The following is a 23,358-nucleotide window of genomic DNA, read 5'->3' as shown; positions in this document are numbered from 1 at the left end:
GGCCGGCGGGTGGCGCGGGTCGCCCCCGCCGGTGGCGCGCGCGGCCACCCGCGAGGCGCGGGCATGATTGACGATGGACAACCGCTCAACGGCGCCGGAGACACCGGCGACCCGCGAGGTACGGGCTATAGGAGGACAACGGTGGAGGAAAACGTACGGGCCGGGCGCTGCGTGGTCGCTGTGGACGGGCCGTCCGGTTCGGGTAAGTCCACCGTCTCGCGGCGGCTCGCCGCCGGCCTCGGTGCCCGCTACCTCGACACGGGGGCCATGTACCGGGCGATCACCTGGGCGGTGCTGCGCTCCGGGATCGACCTGACCGACGTCGAGTCGGTGGCCAAGGTCGCCGGCGAGGTCGACCTGCGCATCGGCACCGACCCCCAGGGGTACGGCGTGACCGCCGACGGCGTGAACGTCGACAAGGAGATCCGTGGCCCCGAGGTGACCGCTGCGGTCTCCGCCGTGGCCGCCGTGCCGGCGGTGCGGGAACTGCTCGTCGCCCGGCAGCGCCAGATGATCACCAACGCCGGCCGGATCGTGGTCGAGGGCCGCGACATCGGCTCGGTGGTGGCCCCCGACGCCGACCTGAAGGTCTACCTGACCGCCTCCGAGGCGGCCCGCGCCCACCGGCGCAGCGCCGAGGACGCGGTCGACGTCGCGGCGACCGCCGCCGACCTGGCCCGCCGGGACCAGCTCGACTCGACCCGCAAGGTCAACCCGCTGCAGCAGGCCCCGGACGCGGTGGTGCTGGACACCACCGAGCTGGGCATCGACGAGGTCGTCGCCCGGCTGCGCGACCTCCTCACCGAACGGGGGGTCGCATGAGCGAGGACAACGGCGGCTGGGTGGAGCTGCGCGAACCGGACCTCGACATCGAGGAGCCGTCGGGTCCGCAGCCGGTGGTGGCCGTGGTCGGCCGCCCCAACGTGGGCAAGTCGACGCTGGTCAACCGGATCATCGGCCGCCGCCAGGCGGTCGTGGAGGACGTCCCCGGGGTCACCCGGGACCGGGTGCCCTACGACGCGCAGTGGACCGGCCGGGCGTTCACCGTGGTGGACACCGGCGGCTGGGAGCCGGACGCCAAGGACCGGGCCGCGGCGATCGCCGCGCAGGCCGAGACGGCCGTGGCCACCGCCGACGTGGTGGTCTTCGTGGTCGACGCGATGGTCGGCTCGACCGATGTGGACGAGGCCGCGGTGAAGATGCTGCGGCGCAGCGCCAAGCCGGTCATCCTGGTGGCGAACAAGACCGACAACACCGCCATCGAGATGGAGGCGACCTCACTCTGGTCGCTCGGCCTCGGTGAGCCCTACCCGGTCTCCGCGCTGCACGGTCGGGGTTCCGGTGAGCTGCTCGACGCCATCATGGAGGCCCTGCCCGAGGCGCCGAAGATCATCGAGAACCGGCCCCGCGGCCCGCGCCGCGTGGCGCTCGTCGGCCGTCCCAACGTCGGCAAGTCCAGCCTGCTCAACCGGTTCTCCGGCGAGGAGCGGGCGGTGGTCGACGCGGTCGCCGGCACCACCGTCGACCCGGTCGACAGCCTGGTCGAGATCGGCGGCGACGTCTGGCAACTGGTGGACACCGCGGGCCTGCGCAAGCGGGTCGGCAAGGCCAGCGGCACCGAGTACTACGCCAGCCTGCGGACCGCCTCGGCCATCGAGGCGGCCGAGGTGGCGGTGGTGCTGCTCGACGCCAGCGAGCCGATCAGCGAGCAGGACCAGCGGATCCTGTCCATGGTCACCGAGGCCGGGCGGGCCCTGGTCATCGCCTTCAACAAGTGGGACCTGGTCGACGCCGACCGCCGGTACTACCTGGACAAGGAGATCGACCGGGAGCTGCGCCGCATCCCCTGGGCGATCCGGCTGAACCTGTCCGCCCAGACCGGCCGCGCGGTGGACAAGCTCGCGCCGGCGCTGCGCAAGGCGCTGGCGAGCTGGGAGACCCGGGTCCCGACCGCGCAGCTCAACCAGTGGCTGACCGCGCTGGTCCAGGCCACCCCGCACCCGGTGCGCGGTGGTCGGGCACCGAAGATCCTCTTCGCCACCCAGGCAGGCGTGGCGCCGCCGCGCTTCGTGCTCTTCACCACCGCGCCGCTGGACGCCGGCTACCAGCGCTTCGTCGAGCGCAAGCTGCGCGAGGAGTTCGGCTTCGAGGGCAGCCCGGTGGAGATCTCGGTACGCCCGCGCAAGAAGCTCGGCCCCGGCGGCCGCGGCAAGGCGCACGGCTGACCCGTACCGTCCCGATCGCCGGGTGGAGCCTCGCTGCTCCACCCGGCGTTCTCTTTCCTAGGACGCTCTAGGGGGAGTGGCGTGGGACGCCGCGACGCGGGAGGGGCCTGTGCGCGTGGTGCGAAGATCCTGCGCTAAGCTGTACCGGCTGCCGCGGGGGAGACCGCGCGGGGGCATCGGGACGTGGCGCAGCTTGGTAGCGCACTTGACTGGGGGTCAAGGGGTCGTCGGTTCGAATCCGGCCGTCCCGACAGTAAAACAGCAGGTCGGGGCCTTGATTCACTTCGGTGGGTCGAGGCCTTCTTGCTGTTCCGTCTCACAATTCATCACGTACGCGCGTACTGCTGAAATCTGGGCGTCAGAAGTCACCCGAACAGCCCTGATTCGAGGTGCTCGGCCGCCACCTTGAGGTGGCTGCTGTCCGGGTGGACGTAGACCCGCTTGGCGAGCGTGCCACCGTCTGCGTGACCGGCCCAAGCCGCCAGCACGACGTCGGGCACCCCGGCGCCGGCGAGGTAGGTGAGGCAGGCATGCCGCGCGTCGTAGGGCCGGACCTTGCGAACTCCTACCTTGGCCATGAGGTCGTACACCCGGCGGCGGAACCAGTCGGTACGCTGCGGCTGGCCGAGTTCGTTGACCAGGACGTAGCCGCTGTCGACGTAGGCATCGCCGGCCTTCAGGCGTTCCTTCTTCTGCAGCGTCTGGAATGCCTTCAGGGCCTTCGTGACTGTCGTGGGCATCGGTAGGCCGCGTTTGCCGGCCGCCGACTTGGCCTCCTTCTCCTCGATCTCACCGTCGACGAGCGTCCGGGTGTTGTCTCCGGCCGCGATCGTGCCGGCCTCGAAGTCGACATCGGACCAGCGCAGCCCACACACCTCGGCCGGCCGCAGGCCCATCAGCGACAGCAGGCAGGGTGCGTAGAGGCGCTCGCGCGTGATTCCCGTCAGGAAGGTCTTCACCTCCTCCTGTGTCCAGGGTTTGCGGTCCGCCCGCGCGTCTGCGGCGGCCTTCGCCGCCGCCCTGGGGATAGTCACGAACGCGGCGACGTTGCGGACCACGAGCTGACGCCGAACCGCGACGTTCAGCGCGGTCCGGAGCCGGCCGAGCGTCAGGCGCACCGATCGGACACCCAGCCCTGTTCCCGGCTTGCCGCCGCGTCGCCGGCCCTCCGTCAGCATCCAGTCGATCAGAGCCTCGATGTCGGCCTCGGTGACGTCCTGGAGTGGCTTGCTGCCAAGGCGGGCGCGGACCGGCAGCAGCGCATCGCGGTAGTTGGCGGCGGTGGCCTTCTCGACATCGCGGGTGGCGGACGTCAACCACTCGTCGAGGAACTCGTCAACGGTGATCTTGCCGGGTTTGACGTACTTGCCTCGGTCGCTCTCATGCTTGATCCGGGCGTACTCCGCCTTCGCTTCCTTCCTTGTGTCGAAGGTGTAGGTCCGCTGGTCCCGACGCCCGTCCGGCTTACGCCCGACGTCGATGACGAACCGGTAGCGGGTCTTGCCACTGCGAAGAGTGACCTTCTTGATCGGGTCCGAGGTGCTCACGTCGGTCCTGTTCCTTTCACGGAGGGATGGGCTAACGCCGTGGCTCCAGTGCCTGAAGCGGCGGTGAGCTTGATGCAATGGTACCTAAAATTGGTACCAAATTGCGGGCCCGAGGTAGCGCGTGCGTTGGCGGTTGGTGATAGGCGATGTGGAATGTGGGAACCTCAACTCGTCATCCAGCCGTTCGAGAGCTCGCCGAGGAGTTGAGGCATGCCGCGACAGCGTCCTGTCGCCGAGAACCTGCCGCCGTTGCCGGCGCGCGAGAAGCGGGATCAGCAGGTCAAGATCCGGCTCACACCTTCGGAGATGGAGAGGCTGGCGGTGATGCGGCCTGACCTCACGCCGTCCGGGATTGTCGCGTTGCTCGTCGACGACGTGCTCGCCGGGCGGTACCGTCCGGCGTGGGCGGCCGCTGCGCCCGACGAGGCCGGCGGTCAGCGAGAGGTGTAGTCACGTATCCGTCCGGGCTGGAGGGTCCTCGCTGCCGGGCTGCTGCCGTTCGATGCCGACGAGCCTGAGCAGGTCCGCCGTGCGTACGCGGTAGGTGGTTCCGATCCGAAGCACCGGGCAAGGGAAGGCGCCGCTCTTCGCCAGTTCATAAGCCTTCGTGCGGCCAACGCCGAGAGCGCGAGCGGCGGTCGCGAGATCGACCATCGCGGGTAGTTGGAGTAGCTCGTCCCGGTTGAGAGTGCTGACGGGCATCACCCTGCTCCTTAGGTCGAGGGGACCGGACGCCTGGGCGTCCGGCTGGATAGGCACGTTCTGGCATGCCTCGACACGACCATCCGGCCTGAGCGTTGCTTGTGGCGCTACCTGACCTTGGCTGCGTGACCGAGAGCGTTGGTAGCGCCTCGTTCATCTGGCACCGGCCGCCGCTGAAGGCGTTGACGGCAACGCAACCGACAGGACCGCAGATTCGCGGAGTGGGAGTGCGGCAGCTTGATCACGCGAGGTAGGTGAACCCGTGGCCGGTGAGGGTCACCGAGACTCTCTCGATCATGGGAGAGACCGTGCTGCTCGGCGAGGTGACGTGCCCGTCAGGAGAGCTCGTCCTGATGGATGGCGGTTACCTGGAGTTGTGGTCGGGAGACCGGTCGCCGGACGAGATTGACGGCGTCAAGGACATGCCGGCCTCCGACTTCGAGATCGTCGGCCCCGACGCGGATGCCGCGGCGAGGTCGTTCGATCGCCAGTCCGGCCGGATGCTGTACGACATTCCGCAGCACGGCACCGACGGGTTCTCGAGGCTGTTCGCCCAGCATTGCCGCGAGCACGCCAATGCCGCTTCGCTGCGCCCGTTCCCCCAGCGGATCTCGCATCGGGACAGAGTTCGACGGGCAATCACCGAGGGGGATCCCGACTTCTTGATCACGGCTGTGCCGGTCGTCCCCGTCGGAGGTGTGCCAACAGGCCGGCCGTTGCCGGTGACCGCGGTGCCGGGGGGCGTGGGGCCGGTCGCAGCTTCGGATCGGGTTGCGCGAGGACACTGCCGTCGCTACCCGCCGGCTCGGCAGTATCGGGGTGGACTACTTCTGGGAGCCGAGGTGACCGCACGGCCACTTCGCTCCGCGATCCTCCTGGTGGCCAACGATCGCGTCTTCGCGCTAGAATCCGTACTGCGGCAGCTGCGCTTGCCCGTGTCGATGTACCGGTCGCCCACGTCGAACGGTACGCCGAGACCAAGGTTCCCACCCGAATCGCGCACGATCCCGACGCACGGTCATCACGCTGACGGGACGGACGTGGGGCGTCTCGGCACAGGAGACCCGGTGACCAAGAACCGTCGCATCAAGGCCCGATTCCGGCTGCAGCAAGCCGCGACCGGTACCAACTACCTCGAAGCCCGCAGGCAGGTTGTCGTCCCCGCCCCGGCCGCTGCCGAGGTGATCGTTCAACCCCCGCTCGCCGACTGGCAGCGCGCCAACCACTGCTCCCTTTGGGAGAAGCTGCAGGACGAACACGGTCCACTGATCGCCCTGCGGATCAGTGGACAGCAACGGTGGTGGGAACTCGACGACCTGGCCCGCGCGGCGGCCGGCGCGCAGCAGAACCGCCGGCCGGAACGGCGCGGCCTGTGGCTCTCCGTCGAGGCGCGATACACCGTGACCCGCCGCGAGTACCTTTCCGGCATCGCCGCGAACCTGGATCGTGCCGGGGCCCTCGACCGGCTGGAGGTCCGCGAGATCCCCGCCGGTTGCAGCCACGCCACCTGCCGCCGCCGGCGCGGGCTCCCGGCGCTGCCACGCGCCGCCGCATCCCGGACACCGGCCTTCGAACCGCTGCCGCTACGGGCGCCGCTGCTCGGCTTCGCCCAGGTGATCGACCAGTACCCTGCGCTCAACGGCAACGGCTTTGGCTACGACTACGGCTACCTGCACCGCGACGAGCGGCGCCGACGGTTCGAAGAGCACCGCCAGCACCTGATCTCGCGGGAGGAGATCGTGGAGCAGGTCCACGACTGGCTGGTGGTCAACATCGCCCCGATCAAGACCCCCAACACGGGCAGCTACGGGCTCAAGCACCTCGCCGAGGACCTGCTCGGGTACTACATCGCCAACGGCGAGTTGATCACGGCGGCCCTGATGGCCGGCTACCCGATGCGCCGCGAGGACGGCCCCAACGCACTGTTCGCGATGAGCAGCCGCGATGTGAACCGCCTCCGCAAACAACGCGAGCAATCCCGCTAAGGGGCTTCGGCGCGCTGAGACGTCCGCCCAGATGAGCTGTACCCCCGCCTTGCCTCGCCGGGCGGGGGTACGCCATCGGGCTGAACCGGCCGGCTTCGCAGCGACAGCACGCTCATCACCCCGTGGCCGGGCGCTAGCTAAGGGATGTCTCGTAACCCCGGTGTCTGTCTGCTGAGGACGATCGGTCAGGATGCCTGGGTGCAGGTGATCACCGCGACCCACTCTGAGTGGATCTTCCCGTTCACGGGGCTGCAGCCCGCCCAGTTCCGCAGGCTGGTCCGCCTGGTCGCCGAGCGTGGCGGTGACGCCATCGCAGACGGCCGGCCGGGCCGGCAGTGGGCCCTCGACCTGCCGGATCGGGTGCTGCTGGTGGCCACCTATTGGCGCACGAACCTGACCATGCGGCAGATCGGCCCGCTGTTCGGTGTGTCCCACTCCGCAGCGCACCGGGTCATCGACACCCTCGGCCCGCTGCTCGCCCTCGCGCCGGTGCGCCGGCGGCCGGTCGACCAGATCGCCATCGTCGACGGCACTCTGATCCCCACCCGCGATCACCGCCTGGCCGCCAAGAGCAAGAACTACCGCTACTCGACCAACCTGCAGGTCGCCATCGACGCCAGCACCCGCCTGGTCATCGCCGTCGGCGACCCGCAGCCCGGCAACCGCAACGACACGATCGTCTACCGCACCAGCGGCATCGAGGAGAAGCTGGACGGGCGGCCCGTGATGGCCGACGGCGGCTACCGCGGCAACCCCGAGGTGATCATCCCGTACCGCAAGCCCGCCGACGGCAGCGCCCTGCCCGCCTGGAAAGAAGAGATGAACACCCACCACCGCACCGTCCGCGCCGGAGTCGAACACGCCCTGGCCAGGATGAAGTGCTTCAAGATCCTGCGCGACTACCGCCGCGCCGCCCACACATTGACCGACGCCGCTTCCGGCATCGCCAACCTCCACAACATCATCCTGGCCGGCTGACCGCCGGGCCGGCGCTGGACAACGCCTTCACCCAGTTACGAGACGTCCCTTAGGTACGAGCGAAGGTAAGTGTCCCGTCCGGCTTGAAGTGGCACCTGGTGGTGAGCGCTGGGCTGCGGTCGTTCCATGTGCGCCCGGACAAGATCGAGGTTAGTCGTCCGGATCTAAGTGGCACTTTCGGCGATGAGCGTGGCTGCCGTTGCTCGACCTGATCCCGGCCCGGCTGGATCAGAGGCGAATACGTAGGTAGGCACGGTCATCGAAGCTCACCTGTCCGGGCAAGATCCCCTTGGTGCCAGCAAGCTCCGCCACGCACCAGGGGTCTTTCTTCAGGAGCAAGGCAAGCTCTGACTCGGACGCGGCCAATGTCTCGCCGATGACCGGATAGCCATCGCTGGCAATCATCAGTTCGTCGATGCCATCGGGTACCGGATGCACTACCACCAACGACGGAGGAACGGGCCGCCCATCGATTGCGGCATATCCATATGGCCCGATGCTGTTGCGCATGGCACCCTGCCGCCCGGTCAGAGCTCGCGCCGCGAGTCGCCCTGGGTCCGCCTGCACCACTCGATCCATGCTGATCTTCCCGGCAGCGGCCTCCGCAGCGAGAACCGCAGCCCGGAACGACGCAGCGACGCGGTCGACCAGTTTGCGTGGCTGCCCGACCGACGCGGGGAGTCCTTGATACGCGAATCCGACGTCACCGATTTGCCAGATCTCCCGGCGCGCTCTCGAATAGACGGTAACCGCCGCGCTCGGCCGCTCGGATGCTGTCAACCCAGAGTCGAGGCGGGCCGCCAGTTCCGAGGTCATTGCCGCAACCGCCCGATGCGGGTCAACGCCGTGCGGCAGTTGCTGCACGGCGTCCCGACAAGCCGCCATAGCCCACCATCCACCCGCCGCGCTCCCGTAGCGCCGGCCACTCACATCCGTAGCGCCGTCGATGACGGCCGCATGCTCGGCGGTCACCACGATTGAGTCCTCGCACACCTGCGGATCTCCGGACTTACCCAGTACGAACTGCTCCACGATCTCCACAGATCTGATACTCGCCTACGACACTGGACCGCCTCGAGCCGGACGGTGCCAACTCGGTCAGGACGGCGCCACCTCACTCTGGAGGGGGCAGTCTCCCTTCCGCGACGAGGGGCGGCACGTCATCGCCTCTGATCGAACAGCCAGTGGTTGAAGCAAGATATGGCCATTGCTTATCGATCTGCGACCGGGCGCGGTCGCAGATCGGCAATGGGGGCGAGGCCGTGCCGCCGCGTCGGCCCGTGTCGGCGTACGGGTGAACGTGACCAGGTAGGTACGGATGAACGGGGCCAGCCTCCTACCCACCGCCAGACTCAGCCTGGCGTACGTCGTTGGCGTGAAGGCAGCCGAACTACCCCTACTACCGCACCGCTTCCGCTCCTCGCCGCTGCGCGGCTGCGGTGCGGGTCGGCTTGGTCTCGAATCACTACCGCAGCGCTCGCCGAGAATCGCATCGACGCCGGCGGGTCGGGCGAGCGCTAGCTTGGCCTCCCCGAGCCACGGCGGCAGGCCCCGCCTCGACTGATCCATGTCGAGGTCTTCCTGATCCTGTGAGGCGTGGGCGGGTACGGCGGACTGGGCACGCTGAGTCGTCCGCGGTTGGGCATGCGAACCCGTACGCCGACAGCTCTGCCCGGCACTGGTAGCCCCGGATGCTCACGTCGCCGGCAACGCCCGGGGCGCACAGTGGCGCCGATGGACAGCGATCATCCGGCCCGGCCCAGCAAGGTGCGACACCGTGCCCACCACCGGCCGGCCCGCCCGCATGCGGTGCTGCTCCGGCTCTCCGATGAGGAGAAGGCCGCGATCGAGGCTGCGGCCGCGGCCGCACAGCTGACTCCAACGGGCTACGCGGCGAAGGCCGCCGTCGCCGCCGCGTTTGCTGGCCACGCGCCCAGTGGCGTGAACGGTGACCTGCGCGAGCTGCAGCACGAGCTGTTCGCCGCCCGCCGCGCCGTGGCGATGTTCGGCAACAACGTCAACCAGGCTGCTGCGGCGTTCAATGCCACCGGCCAGCTGCCCGACTGGGCCGCCGACGCCGTCCGGCTGTGCGCGACGGCCGTGGCCCGGCTCGACGAGGTGATCTCGCGCATCGACAGGAAACTGCGGTGATCACCCGGGTGCACCGGCGCGGCTCGCGGGTCGGCGGGCTGCTGCGCTACCTCTGGGGCCCAGGCAAGGCGGAGGAACACACGAACCCCCGCCTGGTGGCTGCCTGGGACGGCGCGGGACCCCTAACGGACCTGGAGCCGAAGGTCACCGCCAGCGGCAAGCGGGACTTTCGCGCGCTGACGGCATTGCTGGAGCAACTGGTCCGCGCGGGATACCGGCCGCCGAACAAGTTCGTCTGGCACGCCAGCATGCGGCTCGCGCCCGAGGACCGGCGCCGCACCATCAGCGACTCGACCTGGGCGAACATGGCGGTGCAGATGCTCACCGAGGTCGGAGTCGCCACCACCGCCACCGACCCGGGTCTGCGGTGGATCGCCATGCGGCACGCCGACGACCATGTGCACATCGTCGCCACGCTGGTGCGCGAGGACGGACGCACGAACTGGTTGCGCAACGACTACCCGCGCTGCGTCAAGGCCACCTACAACGTCGCCCGCCGCTACAACCTGCACCGCCGTGTACCGCCGGCTGACCGGACCGCCCACCGCCGCCCCCACCCGGTCGAGGTCAGCAAGGCTCGCCGCACCGGCCGCGCCCAGACGCCCCGTGACGAGCTGCGCCGCCGCGTACGCGCGGCCGTCGCCGCGGCTGCCTCCGAGGAGGAGTTCTTCGCCCGGCTACGCGAGGCAGGGGTGCTGGTCCGACTCCGGCGCAGCAGCACCGATCCTCGCAACGTCACCGGGTACGCGGTGGCGCTTCCTGGCGCGCGCACCGCTGGCGGGCAGCCGGTGTATTTCGGCGGGGGTCGGTTGGCGCCCGACATGACCCTGCCGAAGCTGCGGCTGCGGTGGGGCACCCCGACGTCGCTGCCGACAGCGCCGACCGTAGGCCGGGCCGAGCGGGTCGAGGCGATGCACCAGGCCGCCAAGGTAGTTACGGCGGCCGCCAACGACATCCGTCGCGACGCCCGTACCGTGCCTGGGCGGGCGCAGGCCACCGCGGTCGCCGCGGCTGATCTGCTGACCAGCCTGGCCTACTCCGTCGAGGGTGACCGGCGCGGGCCACTGCACCGGGCAGCGGAAGCGTTCGACCGGGCGGCCCGGGACCTGTACGGGCGTGTCTCTCGCTCCACCAGCCGTTCCCAGGAGATGCGCGCCATGTCGCGGCTGGTAGCGCTCATGGGTCGCATCTCCGGCGACGACGACGCGATGGCCGCCCTTGCGCTGGTGATGGACCTGGCCCGGCTCGCCGACACTCTCGAGCAGCTGCGGCAGGCCCAGCAGCGCCTCCACCAGGCCGAGGCGGCCCGGGCCGCAGCCGCCGCGCTGCGGCTGGTAGCGGGTGGCCGGCAACCGGCGGTAGCGCTGCCGCTAACTGCCATGCCAACACCCGAACCGACAGTGGGAGGCGGCCGGCGTGCTGCGCGCGGCCGCTAATCAGGCAAGGGAGGTGCACGTGCCGCACCCGCAGCAACACGAGGACCCGATGGCCGAGACCCGCCAGCAGTTCCTGCAAGGGCTGGCGACGATGGCGACCGTCGGCGAGGCCGGCGCCCGCTGGGCCGCCGTCGGCATCCAGAACAAGGCCGCCGAACGGGAACGCCAGGCCCACCGTGACCAGGCCGCCGCGACGGCCCGCCGCGAAGCCGACCGACTGGCAGCCAAGGTACGCGCGGAGCGCGAACGGATGGCGGGGTCGCTCGACGGCGGCTGGCTGGTCAACAAGGCCACCTTCGCCGAGGCCGCTGCCGTCTGGCGTACCGCGACGATCCACGCCAGCAGCGACCCGGTAGCTCGGCGGGCTGCGGAGTTCGCCGAGCAACGATTGCGCCAGTTCCGCCCGGACCTGATGGCCGCCTATGAGCGCCACAGGCAGGCCGGAACTCCGATCGCTGAGGCCATGCGCGCGGCAGCCCGGGAGGTGTGGGAGCGCGATGCCCGCGCCGGCCGCCGCCAGCACGGCGCTCGCGCTCACGGCGGCACGCCTGACCGGCCGGGGATCACCCAGGATGGGCCAGCCGCGCTGCCACCGGGTGGCCGTACGTTGGTCGACGACTTCGACGCCGCTGTCCGGCAGGAGGCAATGAAACTGGCTGAGCACGTACGGCCCGAAGCCCTCGACGAGTTGCAGCGCCAGTGGCGCGCCACGGGCAGGCTTCCCGCAGGCGATCCGGTACAGCTACTTCGCGACCTCGCCGCGGAGATGAACCAGGCCATCAGGACCGGCGAAGGCGACGGGCGGCCGGTTGAAGCGATCCGTCTCGCGCAGGGTCACGTGGAGGAGGCCTTGGCCCGCGACCTGCAAAGCCGAGCGGCTGCCGAGCGCGGCGAGGGAGTCAGCGACAGTGGGGCAGTCGACAACCCCCGCACCCTGGTCGACGAGCACGCGGCCGGGCAGTCGGCGAGCGTGCTCCACGACGACAACGCTGATCACGTCGTCGCAACCGCAGCTGCGCTCGATCATGCTGACGCGCTCGCGACGCCGGCTTGGGCGCAGGCCTTCCCGAAGCTTCGCGTAGCCCGGATCAACCCCGCGGTCTCCGGGAAGCAACCCGTGGCAGCGGTCACCGCGGTGCCAATGCGAGGCAGAACACGATGACGGCCACCACGCCTCAGCGGACCCGCACTGACGCGGCTACCCAGCTCGACGAGCTCGCTGCCGAGGTGGCGAGACTGGCGGCGCAGGTAGCCGACCTGCAGCAGGCACAAGCTGAACGCGCCCACGCTGGCGACGGGGATGATCAGCCGCCGCTGTACTCGACGGTCGAGGAGTGGGTGACCAAATACCTGCTGCCGACCTTCCCACGCCCGGTCGGCGAGGTCGGGCTGACCCGATGGCATTGGTGCGAGCAGTGGTGGCGCCACGACGAAGCCGTGACCCGGCTGACGGCCCTGTGGTACGGCTGGGAACAGGCCCGCCTGCAGATGACCGGCATGCTGCCCTGGCTGAGGGAGCTCGACCACCAGCTGCCCATCCTGTACGGCGACGACGGCCCGTTCCGCAACTGCGCTGCGGGCGGCGACCTCGGAGAGACGCGACACCACTCGTCGCCGGAGATGCCAGCCGAGCCCGCGCCAGAGAACTGGTGGAGTTGGTGGGACTGACACCGGGCCGGCGATGCCGGCGTGCGTGCCCACGGACAGGGTGACGCTTCTCCGCCGATTGTCCCCACAGGTCGGACCGACGCCAGAGTTGCGGCGAGATGAGGGCACCGGCACCGACGTGCTGCGGCATCGTGGGCGTCGGTCCGTTGCGTGGCCGGTTGATCGACATGACTAGCATCCCCTCATGATCGAGGAGTTGATCAAGAAGGTGGCCGCCGAGGACGACGACGCCATCGAGGAGCTGTGCGTGATCGCGGACACCGATCCGGGGAGGCTGACTCCGCACCTCGGATCCCTGCTCGATCTCGACGTGCTGTGGCCAGCGAAGTTGTACCGGGCGGCGGACGCCGGCGTGGTCCGCCGGGTCATCGAGCGGATCGACGGCGGCCGGACGCCGGACCGTCTCAATCACCTGCTCCTGGTCTTGGCGCACAGTGCTAACCCGCTCGCCGAGAGCGCCATGCGTCGCTGGTCGACGCAACCGCCGGCCGGCGCGGACAAGCTGCACATCAGTGTGCTGAGCTACGCGCGTGAGGGTGACTGGACGGTCGGCTTGGACGGCAGCCGACGGGACTTGTGCGGCAGCACCGCGTACCGGTGGGTGATGCGCGAAACACCGCGACGCGCGGACGGCCCCACCTGTCCGTGGTGCGCGTCGCCGCTGTGGACTGCCGCGGACCTCGACACCACGGAACCTGCCGTCGGCGCCGCGATGTCACACACCGGCTGGTCCGGCCGGCTGGTCATCGAGACCTGCCACTTCTGCGCCTGCTATACGACGCTGTACAGCCAGGTCACGCCGGCCGGCGCCACCACCTGGTGGACCGGCAACACCGGCCCGAGCTACCTCCCGGATACCGCTGAACCGGAGGACCCGCCAGCGCTGACGCCGGTCCTCGGCCCGGCCCGGCCGAGCCCCTACCAGGCCAGCGCCTGGAATCGGGGCGGCTCGACCCTGGGCGGCCGGCCCGACTGGATCCAGGACGCTGAGCACGCCGACTGCCCCGGTTGCGGCCAACCGATGGACTATGTGGGTCTGATCGGCGGCGCGGACCTGGACGACTACGGCGAGGGCGCCTACTACCTGCACCTGCACCAGCCTTGCGGGTTCGCCGCGGTGAACTACCAGCAGAGCTGACCGCCGTAAGCGCTCCGCCGCGGGCCGTTGTGCACCGCTCGCGCGCACACCACGGCACTGCCGCGTTCGAGTCAGATCCACGCCCATGGGCGGATCGCGGTCCACACCCGTCGGCGCCACCGTGCGCGCCGCGGGTGGAGAAAGATCTGGATGTCCTCCAGCGCGTCGTCAGCGGTGCCGCTGGTGTGTGGCAGCGCCCGAGCTCGGCGCAGGGCGGCGACTACCCGACGTTCGTCCAGTCGGCGGTAGACCCTCGCGAGATGCCCCAGGCACGTTGCCGCGAGGGCGCTGACTTGGTGATCCTCGTGTTCGAGCAACCGAAGATGCAGTTCCTGCAGTTCTTTGAAGTCTCCGTCGCCGTACAGTGCGGTGCCGACCATGGCATCCAGCGCGGCAGACAGATCGCCGCGGTCGAGCGCGGCGTGTACCTGCGCCGGTGTCGACGACGGAGGGTTGTGAAAGACGTGATGCTCATGGCGCACCGTCACGTCCTCCGTCATCCGCCCGGAGGCAAGTGGCCCGAGTCGTCGCGCTCTGTCGGCGTTATGTCCGTGTACCCAATCGAGCGGTCCAGCCGACGGTCAGGCACTCGATCAGCGGCAGGTTCGGCCGTTCTTGTCGGCCCGTTCAGGCTGCGGGGTGGAAGTCGTTGAGGCTTGCGCGGTACCACGAGCCGTCGATGACGGCATGCAGTTCGGGGCCACGGCAGGTCCAGCGCGCGTTTCGTATCTCCATGCCGTCGGGCAGAACCAGACGGGACTGCGGGCCGGCCGCCTGAACACCCTGAGCGTCGATGCTGAGGGGTGTGGCCAGATCGTAGTCGGCGCCATAGCCTCCGATCAGCACCGCACGCTCGCCGTCGACGAGCACGGCAGCGGCTCCGCCGTGTGGTGTCTTGCCGTGGTCAACGCCGTGCGAACCGCGGACGCTGATGAGGTGCTGGGCGTTGTACACCGAGGCGTAGGCGGCTTCCTCATGGACGTTCAGCGCTTCGCAGTCATCGATGCGGGGCAGGTCGGCGTTGAAGGGGTAACGCCACCGAGGCTGCAGGTCGGCGCCGAAGCGAACCAGGCCGTGCCCGCCGAGACCGCGGCCCGATGCTGCGGCCTCGTCGAAGTAGCCGACCCAGAAGTCACCGCTCGGCGTGGCCAGGACATGCTCGACAGCATCACCGCAGTGCCCGCTACGCACCCAGGTGCCCGCGGCGTCCCATACCTCGGCGCTCTCGGCCGTGCCTCGGGTGCGGGCGTCAACGAGCAGCACCTGACCGTCCGGGAGGGGCTGAATGAAATTCGCCGGACGTGCGCCACCCAGAATGACCACGGCCCGGTCCTCAGCGCCTGCCCCATGGTGGGTCAGTAGACGCGCATGGGCGGCATGGTGATCCCATAATGCGACGGCTCGATCACCGACGCCGATCCCAACCGCACGCGGCTCGCGACGCCAACAATGTTCTGTCGACGGTGGATTCAGGTACGCATGGTGGCGGAGCGCGACCATGGGCAGCCCGATCACCGACCGACGGCGATGCAACTGCTCGAGGTGCCACTGGCGCTGTCGCTCGTCCACGGTCCCATGATCGCTTACTGTCCGATCGACCCGCTGACCGAATGCCATTCACCGCATCCACTCATCGGCAAAGTCGCGCGACCCTCGGCATGTGCGTGAGTCGCGGACGTCGCACTGGCGGGCGCCTCGACGCTCGGCTTCGCCGCACCCTGTCGGTGCAATGGACTTCGAAGCGGAGTTCGAGGGCGCCGAGGAGGATCCGGAACCTGACCTAAGGTTGTCGGACCCTTCTGGCAGGCTGAGCGCGTGGACCTTGAGGACCGTCGCGTGCTCGGTGCGAGCCTGGCGCAGCCGGGTGCGCTTGTCCCCGCCGATGCGAGCCGCGAGATCCCTCACCCGTGGCGGCTCCGGCCCGACCTGATGCACGCCCCTAGCGAGCCGCAGCTGGTGGCGGTGCTCGACACTAACGCCATCGCGACGGCGTGCTGCATGGAGGCGGGCTCCGGCCATCAGTCGCTGGCTACCCGGCTTGTGCTCACGGGCCGGGTGCCGTGCTTCATCGCGGAGCACGTGCCCGGCGAGATCGATGAGCACCTGGACCGCATCGCCCGGAAGATGGGCGTCGACATGGAGGCGGCGACGGCAGTCTGGAGAGAACGCGTTGCACCGATGTTCCGGATCGTCGATCTGCCCATCGGGGAGTATCTACGACCGGAGATCGAGGGCATCCGCCAGCCGGAGCCAGCAGGTGACCCGGATGACTGGCCGAGCTTGGCCGTGGCCGCCTTCCTCGGACCAGCCGCCATCATCACGCGGGACCGCGTGTTCTACCGGCTCGGGTACGCCAATAAGGCCAGAGACTGGACGGACACCGCTAAGGCACTCCGGCGGGCGGCGGCTCTGGAAGGCGAGCAGATCGACCGGGCAGCCTTCGCGATCATGAGCACCCAGCTGGCGAGTGCCGGCGTCGGAGGGCTCGTGAGGCTCGGGCGGCGCTTCCCGTGGACCGTGCCCGTCGCCATGATGGTTACTGCGCTGGTGGGGCGACGGCTTTGGCGGGCGCGTGCGGATCTGCGCGCTGGAGCGACCCAGATGCTCGACCGTGCCCGCCCGTACGTCAGTCAGATCTTGACTGACATGGCCGAGTACGCGGAGCTGCGCGCTGAGCTCGTGACGGTGCATGACCCGTCCTGGCGACACGAGTCGCCTACGGAGCGCTGCGCCCGTACGCTGGCCCGCAGCGGGGATGCTATGACGCCCGGCGAGCTGCGCGACGTCATGAACATGACCGGCGGCGAGCGAGCCACGGCGGCGGGGCTCAAGCGGATCATGCGGGAGCACCCGTCGTTCGTTCGGCTGCCCGGCGACCGGTATCAGCTCGGACGGCCGGTACCGGTCGGGCAGGGCGACGACATTGTCAGCTTCAAGCACTCATGAGAGCACGATCTTGATGCAAGGAACTTCGGTCCAACTTAAGAGGCTGTGGAAAATCGGGGAACGCCTCGGGGGCGGCGGCTTCGGCCAGGTGTATGCCGCCACTTGCGACGGCGAGGACGGGGCGATCAAGTTCGTCCGCAAGCTTCCCGGAGCGCAGCGCGAGCTGCTGTTTGTTGACCTGGGGGCCGCCCGCAACATCGTGCCCGTGATCGACCAGGGCGAGACCGACGACGCCTGGGTCATCGTCATGCCACGCGCGGAGAAGTCGCTCCGGGATCTGCTGGATGAGGCTGGCGGCGGAGGTATCGGGACAGGCGCGGGGGTGGGCGTGCTGACGGACATTGCCCAGGCGCTCGGCGACCTGTCGGGGCGCGTGGTGCACCGTGACCTCAAGCCAGAGAACGTGCTCCTGGTGGACGGCCGGTGGTGCCTCGCCGATTTCGGGATCTCCCGGTTCGCCGACGCCACCACGGCGCCGGATACCCGCAAGTTCGCCAAGACCCCGTCGTACGCCGCGCCTGAGCAGTGGCGTGATGAACGGGCCACGAGCGCCACCGACGCCTACGCCTTCGGGGTCATCGCATACGAACTGGTGACGGGACGGCGCCCCTTCGCCGGCCCCGACATCCCCGATCTGCGCGAGCAGCACCTTCACCAGACACCGGCTCTCCTGCAGAACCTGCCGGTCACCCTGGCGGCCATGATCATGGAGTGCCTGTACAAGCAGGCTGAGGCGCGCCCGGCCGGCACGGACCTTGAACGGCGCCTGGCGGGCGTCCTGGTCCCGGCGCCCACACCCGGGCTGTCCCGGCTGCAAGCGGCTCATCATCAGCACGTGGGCAAGCGGGCCGAGGACGAGCGCTCTGCCTCACAGGCGGTAAGTGAGTCGGAGCGACGAGCGCGGCTGCTCAATGCGGCCCGGCAGAACTACACGGGGATCTTCGGCTCAATCCGAGCAGCGTTGTCGGAGGCTGCGCCGTCCGCAGCCGTTCCCCCGACGGTGGCTTCCCGGGACGGCCAGTGGACGATGCGACTGGGTGAGGCAACCGTCCGGATGATCTCGCCGACGGCTACGTCCGCCGACCCGTGGGGCCGACCGGGTCATCCGCCCTTCGACGTGATCGCGGTGGCCGACATTAGCCTGCGGATCCCATGCAATCGCTACGGCTACGAGGGCCGGAGCCATGCTCTCTGGTACTGCGACGCCCTAGAAGAGGGACGGTTCGGTTGGTACGAGCTCGCGTTCATGCAGCACCCCCTGACGGCAAGAACGTCATCGTTGGCTCCGTTCGCACTCGGGCCGGGACCGGAGTCCGCCGGTGCGCTGTCGTCCGGCATGGATGTGCTGCAAGTGGCATGGCCGTTCACGAGGCTGACCGGTGAGGACCTGGATGAGGTCATTAGCCGGTGGGCGGGATGGCTGGCCGACGCGTCGTCGCCGGGCTGGAGTCAACCCGGCGTGATGCCGGAGGTCGAGGTCCCGCAGGTGTGGCGGCGATGAGGAAGCCCAGACCGTGACAGCGCAACCACCGCAGAACCAGGTATCTCCGGAGGCCACGGGCGGCGCCGGCACCGTCGAGGAGTACAGCCTTGGCGCCGTAGCGCTGGCTCGGCTGCTGACCGGTGATCTGCTTCCAGGGCTGAGCGCACCGCCAACGACCGTGGCTCTTCAGCGCCGCGTCGCCGGGAACGCGCTCGACGATCTCGTGCTGCGGTCGCGCACCGACACGGCTGAGACCGGCATCGACTTCCAGATCAAGCGAACGGCCTCGCCCAGCGCTTCTGACACCGCCTTCGTCGATGCGTTGGGCCAGTGCCTGGATACCATGCTGCAGCAGCGCGAAGCGCTCGCCGATGGGCGCTTGCAGCTTGGGTTCGCAGCCTCGGGCCCGCGGGGGCCGCTAGACCAACTTAAGCGACTAGTAGATCTGGCCCGATCCCACGCCACCGCTGAGACATTCCTTGGCGTACTGGTCCCCGGCGCCACAGGCAAGGAAGTGCGAACGCGGTACGGGCATGTCAAGGACGCGATGACCAATGTCCTGAGGGCGCGCGGCGGAAGCCTGGACGGCGCGGAGATCGACGAGCTGACCTACAAGCTGCTCAAGTACCTGCGGGTATGGATCTTCGAGGTGAGTGACGACGGCCGCGACGTGCTGGAAGCCCAGAGCCGATTGGCGACGATCCTGCCGTCTGGCGGGCAGGGGGCCCACGCCGTCTTCTCCGAGCTAAGAACGCTGGCGGAAACCTGGGGGCCGAGCGCAGGGGTCATTGAGGCCCCTATGGTCCGGGCGGCGCTCTTCACCCGTGGCATACCGCTGACGGCGGATCCGCGCCACCAGGTGGAGCTTGGACGCATCCTTGACGCCTCCCGCCAGGAACTTGCCCAGACCGTGGACCAGATGGGGGGGACTCTGCGGCTGGAGCGAGCGACGGCGGCCGAAGCGCTCGCCGAGGCCATTGGCGGTGGCATTGTGCTCGTGTCCGGAGCGGCCGGTGTCGGCAAGTCGGTCTTGGCCCGCCACGCAGTCCAAGGACTTCGTGACGACGCGACGGTCGTGGCCATCAACTTGACGACACGCAGTGGGGACACGCTGGCCACGGTCCAGCAGGAACTTGGGGTGTCCCATCTCGGTACGGTGCTTGCCTCTGCGCCCACGACTGGCCCCCGGGTACTGCTCATCGACGGGGCCGAGCACGCGCTGACCGATTCGGGACGGCTGCTGGAGTCACTGCTCGGAGCGGCGCCAACGGACGGGGTGACCTCGCCGCCGTGGACGGTTGTAATCACGAGCCGGGCCGACGCGACTGCGCCCCTCACCGAGCGGCTCGGGGATCGGCTGAAGACCCACATCAAGCTCGATGAGCTTTCGGACCTTGAAGTCGACGAGGTCAGCGTCGCTTTCCCCGCCCTGGCACCACTGCTGCGCCATCCTCGGAGCAAGCGGCTCCTACGCCGGCCATACCTGGTCGATCTCATGGTCCGTTCTCAGGCTTCGCCTGAGGAGGGTGAAGCGTTCGGGGAAGAGGACGTCATCGCCCTCGTGCACGAGAAGGTCGTACGACGGAGCGAGGGACTGGTGCCCGGGCAGGGTTCGGCGCATGACCGTGACGTCGCGTGGAGCACGCTGGCGGAAGCGGTCATCGCGGGCACGGGAACCAGCCGCCTGTCTGGGGTGGACGGCACCGCCGTGAGTGGACTTGTCAGCGACGACATCCTCAGGCGCAAGAGTTCCACGTACCGTTTCGCCCACGACGTCCTGGCGGACTACGCCGCAGCCATGCGGCTCGGCGATGACGACGCTTCCACCCTCTTGGCGGCGGCCAGCACCCCGCGGTCGCTCATTCGGGCGGTGAGACTGGCGATCCAGCGAAAACTCGCCGAGACCGAGGTGGGCGACGCCGCTGAGATCCGCCGGGTGTGGGCGGAGATCCTCGATCTCCGCCGAGACCTCTCCGCCCGGGACGGGAGCCGTTGGGATGAGGTCCCGTTTGAAGCGCTTGTCTCCATAGGGAGCCCGGGCGGCCTGCTGGCGGCGCTGGCACCTGAGCTGCTGGCAGGCGATGGCGCGGGCCTGAACAAGCTCGTCGACGTGACCGGCCGCTACGCCACCACGTCACGCCACGAGCCGGACGGCACGGGACTTCTGATTGATGACGTGCTTGCTGCACCAGTGGTGGCGCTCCTCGGCCTGCTGTCTGACCGCCTACCCGAGCGGCTGACGGTTGCCGCGACCCATCTGATTCAACGCTGGCTCGTGAGTGTTGAGGTCAACGAGCGCCGTGCGGCCACCTTCATCCCTGATCCCACGGTGTTGAGCGCAGCCGTCGCCACGTGGGCGCGCGAGGACTCGTACGGCGACCGATACGAGTCGGCTCTGGCGGTGGTGGGACTGCTCGGGGGGTATCTCTCTGCGGAAGGCCGCGCGCTGCTGGACCGCGCACGAGGGGACGACCTGGACGTGGTGGCCGAGGACCCGGAGGTGGCGTCAGCGCTGGCACGGGACAACCCCGACCTCCTGCTCGAGGTCGCCGGAACCTACTACCTTGATCTTCCCCTCACGCTCGATCCTGATGTCCCCGGGTGCCGGCCGGCGCGCCCACGCCCTAGGGCTAGACGGCGACGCTTGGAGCTGTCGGGGTACGAGGACGAGGAGGGCGTACGCGGCCATTCCCATCGCACGTCGTTCCGCTTGGGCTTCGGGCTGGCTGGGCCGAACTGGGGACCGTTTGCGGCGCTCTTGGCCAACTCGCCCAAGCACGGGCTGCTGCTGATCGGGGCGGTCGTCGATGCAGCCGCAGCCGCCCGCATCCGGGTTGAGGAATCATTTGACAGCCCGCCGAGTGTCATCCACCTGCAGCTGAAGCTGCCGCACTGGGACGAGGCCGTTACCTACGACGGGCCTGCAACCGCGTGGGCCTGGTACCGGCGGTCTGGGAACGGCGCCTACGTCGCGATGTCGGCTCTCTTGGCGCTGCGCGCGTGGGCGAAGGCGCAGATCCAGAGTCAACCCCTGGCCGACGTCCTCGACGACGTGCTGGAAGCTGGCACGAGCGTGGCCTTCCCCGCGGTGGCTTATTCCCTGCTTGTCTCGGACCTGGCGGCGGCCGGCGACATCATCGACGCGTTCCTCGAACACCCCGACGTGTGGGACCTGGAGATCGGCCGGGTCGTCGGCGAGAGCGGGCTCAGCCAGGCGGCTGACGACCAAGCGGCCCTACGGGTAACTCCGGACCGAATCGCTACATGGCTCGTGCTGACTGGTGACGCCGAGCGCAAGGCGGCGCTGAAGGCTCTGGGGGAACGGCTCTTGGCCAAATCGCGCGAAGCCTTAGGCAACCCACCGGGCGACGACCCTCGGCTGTCAGTTCCACGCCGTCGAGCACTCACCCTCGACGCTGAGGCGTACCGGACCACCCCATCCACCGAGCAGCCCGGCACAGTCGAGATATCGCTCGACGTACCAGCTGACGTGCAGGAGCAACTGGAACACGGCGGTGGCCGAGCAGCGACGCTAAGCCTCACCTTGAGCAACTACATGTTCGCTGCCATGAAGATTCGCGACGGGCAGGCAAGCGAGCCACGGGCCGCGCAGCTGTATACCCAGGTCCAGGAGACCCTGCAGTCGATTGCCGACACGCCTGGCGCCAGCCCGCTCTACACCATCGATGACGCGCAGGCGATCGTCGCCGCAGCGGTCGTGGTGCAGGCCGCTGCTGACGAGAACGATGAGCGAGTACTGCTTCCCGAGGCCGTCGGGGTGCTCACCCATGTCGCGACTGGCACCACTCCGGAACCAGAAAGCTACCGGTCTGGTCGCGACATGAGCTGGGATATGGGCGCCGACCGCTCAGCCGCCACCGCGCTGCCCATGATCCTCCTCAACGACGACCTGCTGGCTGCGAGCAGTGCCACGCGCGCAGAGGTAGCCACGGCAGTCGAACGGCTGGCGAGGACCACGTCACGGCAGGTGCGAAACCGTCTAACGCGGGGCCTTCAGGCCATGTGGACGGATACCTGCCGGGAGGACGAGGCGCGGCAGGCGAACCACGCCGCAGGCATGGCGGTGTACCACGAGATGCTCCTGGACGCTGGAACTGGGCCGTGGAATGGCTTCGAGCGGCCCCGCTTGCGGCTGACGGAACCGCTCGAAGCTGCACTTCAGCAGCCGGACGTCACGCTCGCTCTCGTCGAGGCGGCTGACGCTCTACCCGGCATGAAGGCTGCAGCCGCACGTGACTGCGAACATGGGAGAGCGGCTCGAGTCGCGCTGACCACGCTCGTGGGACACGACCTGAGGGCATGGCCGACAGAGTGGGTTCGCCACCAATACCACGGTTCCAGCGTCTGGCGCCGCGAGATGGACGCCTGGGTCGCGGGCAACGTCCTGGCAGGCGACGACGCGCTACTTGATCGATACCTGGACGGGTTCACTACTGTGCCGGAGCAGCTGACCGGGCTGGTGGCCGCCCTTGCAGAACAAGCCGTCTCGCCGGAGCAGGGCCAGCGGCTGTTCGCCGTCTGGCCCACGATCCTGGACTGTCTTCTTCCCGGAGCCCGGCACGTCCCAGGACCAGGTGAGGACCGGTCGTACCGGCGCGACGAGGCGGACCTCGACAAGGCGCTTCTACCCAAGCGGCCCGATGCGGCCCTTTGGCCAGGCCGGAAGTGGGCACACGCCCTGAGGCGGTGGATGGACGCGTACGCCCCACACCCCAGCCTCTGCGACCGACTCATCATCTGTCTGGGCTCCATGGGGCTGACTTTCACTCCCGCCGGGGTGCAGCTGATCATGCGGATACTCGGCGACGACGCGGCCCGGATCCTGCACGACAGTCGATACATCGCTGCCTGGCTGCGTGTCGCCGTCCTGGAACAGCACGAGAACCTGGAGGCCCAGCGGCTGATTCTCCGGCAGCTTGTTGACAACCTGGCGGCGCAGGGGTCAACCGAGGCGACCCAGATTCAGCGCGAACTGGAGGCGTAGCGCCCGCAAAGCTGAAGTCGTACCAGCCTCCGCGAGTCTTTGAGCGCTACCCGCTGAAGTCGAAAGCTTGGTCTGCGCGACGTCGTCAATAACG

The 23,358-nt window shown here is 69.1% G+C and carries 18 protein-coding genes and 1 tRNA gene; 14 read left to right on the top strand and 5 right to left on the bottom strand.

Features of this window, described 5'->3' with window-relative positions; genetic code table 11:
• Positions 1–141 precede the first annotated feature (141 nt).
• From cmk to GA0074696_RS20770, 3 genes are all read left to right on the top strand, one after another.
• Positions 142–822, top strand: coding sequence for a (d)CMP kinase (gene cmk / locus GA0074696_RS20780; RefSeq protein WP_088962646.1), 681 nt, complete (start codon positions 142–144; stop codon positions 820–822).
• The gene (der, locus tag GA0074696_RS20775; RefSeq protein ID WP_088962645.1) at positions 819–2,225 is read left to right on the top strand and encodes a ribosome biogenesis GTPase Der; all 1,407 of its coding nucleotides are present in this window, start codon (positions 819–821) and stop codon (positions 2,223–2,225) included. Before cmk ends, der begins: the two co-directional genes overlap by 4 nt.
• 177 nt (positions 2,226–2,402) lie before the next feature.
• Positions 2,403–2,476, top strand: a tRNA-Pro gene (locus GA0074696_RS20770).
• Between the two features lie 114 nt (positions 2,477–2,590).
• Here the strand turns inward: GA0074696_RS20770 and GA0074696_RS20765 are convergent.
• Positions 2,591–3,772 (bottom strand): tyrosine-type recombinase/integrase, encoded by a 1,182-nt coding sequence (locus tag GA0074696_RS20765; protein WP_088962644.1) that lies wholly within the window; start codon positions 3,770–3,772, stop codon positions 2,591–2,593.
• Positions 3,773–3,982: 210 nt separating this feature from the next.
• Between GA0074696_RS20765 and GA0074696_RS20760 the strand changes: the two genes are divergently transcribed.
• A complete protein-coding gene (locus GA0074696_RS20760; protein ID WP_088962643.1) occupies positions 3,983–4,222 on the top strand; it encodes a hypothetical protein in 240 nt (79 codons plus the stop codon).
• On the opposite strand, the gene GA0074696_RS20755 is transcribed toward GA0074696_RS20760, so the two are convergent.
• Entirely contained in the window at positions 4,223–4,474 is a 252-nt protein-coding gene (locus GA0074696_RS20755) for a helix-turn-helix domain-containing protein (RefSeq protein ID WP_088964696.1), read from the bottom strand. It lies immediately after the preceding gene.
• A 296-nt stretch (positions 4,475–4,770) separates the two neighbouring features.
• On the opposite strand from GA0074696_RS20755, the gene GA0074696_RS20745 reads away from it, so the two are divergent.
• Positions 4,771–6,459 carry a hypothetical protein gene (locus tag GA0074696_RS20745; protein ID WP_197700761.1) on the top strand — a complete coding sequence of 563 codons (1,689 nt, stop codon included), beginning with the start codon at positions 4,771–4,773 and terminating at the stop codon, positions 6,457–6,459.
• Positions 6,460–6,657: 198 nt separating this feature from the next.
• Positions 6,658–7,437, top strand: a complete 780-nt coding sequence (locus GA0074696_RS20740) for a transposase family protein (protein WP_088962641.1) — start codon at positions 6,658–6,660, stop codon at positions 7,435–7,437.
• Positions 7,438–7,665: 228 nt separating this feature from the next.
• Here GA0074696_RS20740 and GA0074696_RS20730 read toward each other — a convergent pair whose 3' ends face one another.
• A complete protein-coding gene (locus GA0074696_RS20730; RefSeq protein WP_088962640.1) occupies positions 7,666–8,478 on the bottom strand; it encodes a hypothetical protein in 813 nt (270 codons plus the stop codon).
• Between the two features lie 693 nt (positions 8,479–9,171).
• On the opposite strand from GA0074696_RS20730, the gene GA0074696_RS20725 reads away from it, so the two are divergent.
• From GA0074696_RS20725 to GA0074696_RS20705, 5 genes are all read left to right on the top strand, one after another.
• Positions 9,172–9,588: a hypothetical protein gene (locus GA0074696_RS20725; protein WP_157746077.1), complete on the top strand. Its 417-nt coding sequence runs from the start codon at positions 9,172–9,174 to the stop codon at positions 9,586–9,588.
• Positions 9,585–11,024 (top strand): relaxase, encoded by a 1,440-nt coding sequence (locus tag GA0074696_RS20720; RefSeq protein WP_088962638.1) that lies wholly within the window; start codon positions 9,585–9,587, stop codon positions 11,022–11,024. The genes GA0074696_RS20725 and GA0074696_RS20720 overlap by 4 nt, the downstream gene beginning before the upstream one ends.
• A gap of 19 nt (positions 11,025–11,043) precedes the next feature.
• Positions 11,044–12,186: a hypothetical protein gene (locus GA0074696_RS20715; protein ID WP_157746076.1), complete on the top strand. Its 1,143-nt coding sequence runs from the start codon at positions 11,044–11,046 to the stop codon at positions 12,184–12,186.
• Entirely contained in the window at positions 12,183–12,692 is a 510-nt protein-coding gene (locus GA0074696_RS20710; protein ID WP_088962636.1) for a DUF4913 domain-containing protein, read from the top strand. Before GA0074696_RS20715 ends, GA0074696_RS20710 begins: the two co-directional genes overlap by 4 nt.
• Before the next feature lie 208 nt (positions 12,693–12,900).
• Positions 12,901–13,830 (top strand): hypothetical protein, encoded by a 930-nt coding sequence (locus GA0074696_RS20705; protein WP_231925102.1) that lies wholly within the window; start codon positions 12,901–12,903, stop codon positions 13,828–13,830.
• Positions 13,831–13,901: 71 nt separating this feature from the next.
• On the opposite strand, the gene GA0074696_RS20700 is transcribed toward GA0074696_RS20705, so the two are convergent.
• Both GA0074696_RS20700 and GA0074696_RS20695 read right to left on the bottom strand, forming a co-directional pair.
• Complete coding sequence (locus GA0074696_RS20700) at positions 13,902–14,330, bottom strand: hypothetical protein (RefSeq protein ID WP_231925101.1); 429 nt, start codon at positions 14,328–14,330, stop codon at positions 13,902–13,904.
• A 127-nt stretch (positions 14,331–14,457) separates the two neighbouring features.
• Complete coding sequence (locus GA0074696_RS20695; RefSeq protein WP_157746075.1) at positions 14,458–15,399, bottom strand: hypothetical protein; 942 nt, start codon at positions 15,397–15,399, stop codon at positions 14,458–14,460.
• A 246-nt stretch (positions 15,400–15,645) separates the two neighbouring features.
• Here GA0074696_RS20695 and GA0074696_RS20690 point away from each other — a divergent pair, with 246 nt between their 5' ends.
• From GA0074696_RS20690 to GA0074696_RS20680, 3 genes are read left to right on the top strand one after another with little or no spacing between them, the layout of a single operon-like run.
• On the top strand, positions 15,646–16,776 hold the full coding sequence (locus GA0074696_RS20690; RefSeq protein ID WP_088962633.1) for a PIN domain-containing protein: 1,131 nt from the start codon (positions 15,646–15,648) through the stop codon (positions 16,774–16,776).
• A 13-nt stretch (positions 16,777–16,789) separates the two neighbouring features.
• On the top strand, positions 16,790–18,277 hold the full coding sequence (locus GA0074696_RS20685) for a protein kinase domain-containing protein (RefSeq protein ID WP_088962632.1): 1,488 nt from the start codon (positions 16,790–16,792) through the stop codon (positions 18,275–18,277).
• Between the two features lie 13 nt (positions 18,278–18,290).
• Entirely contained in the window at positions 18,291–23,264 is a 4,974-nt protein-coding gene (locus GA0074696_RS20680) for a P-loop NTPase family protein (RefSeq protein ID WP_157746074.1), read from the top strand.
• Positions 23,265–23,358: the final 94 nt, after the last annotated feature.

Origin of the sequence: Micromonospora purpureochromogenes (assembly GCF_900091515.1) — a bacterium.
Classification (GTDB): domain Bacteria; phylum Actinomycetota; class Actinomycetes; order Mycobacteriales; family Micromonosporaceae; genus Micromonospora; species Micromonospora purpureochromogenes.
This window is presented reverse-complemented; position numbering and strand designations above follow the sequence as displayed.

What these genes read in the sequence shown, in the direction of transcription:
- der (WP_088962645.1), top strand. Translation starts at nt 819, where the DNA reads ATGAGCGAGGACAACGGCGGCTGGGTGGAGCTGCGCGAACCGGACCTC.
- GA0074696_RS20760 (WP_088962643.1), top strand. Translation starts at nt 3,983, where the DNA reads ATGCCGCGACAGCGTCCTGTCGCCGAGAACCTGCCGCCGTTGCCGGCG.
- GA0074696_RS20755 (WP_088964696.1), bottom strand. Translation starts at nt 4,474, where the DNA reads ATGCCCGTCAGCACTCTCAACCGGGACGAGCTACTCCAACTACCCGCG.
- GA0074696_RS20745 (WP_197700761.1), top strand. Translation starts at nt 4,771, where the DNA reads ATGGGAGAGACCGTGCTGCTCGGCGAGGTGACGTGCCCGTCAGGAGAG.
- GA0074696_RS20725 (WP_157746077.1), top strand. Translation starts at nt 9,172, where the DNA reads ATGGACAGCGATCATCCGGCCCGGCCCAGCAAGGTGCGACACCGTGCC.
- GA0074696_RS20710 (WP_088962636.1), top strand. Translation starts at nt 12,183, where the DNA reads ATGACGGCCACCACGCCTCAGCGGACCCGCACTGACGCGGCTACCCAG.
- GA0074696_RS20700 (WP_231925101.1), bottom strand. Translation starts at nt 14,330, where the DNA reads ATGACGGAGGACGTGACGGTGCGCCATGAGCATCACGTCTTTCACAAC.
- GA0074696_RS20685 (WP_088962632.1), top strand. Translation starts at nt 16,790, where the DNA reads ATGCAAGGAACTTCGGTCCAACTTAAGAGGCTGTGGAAAATCGGGGAA.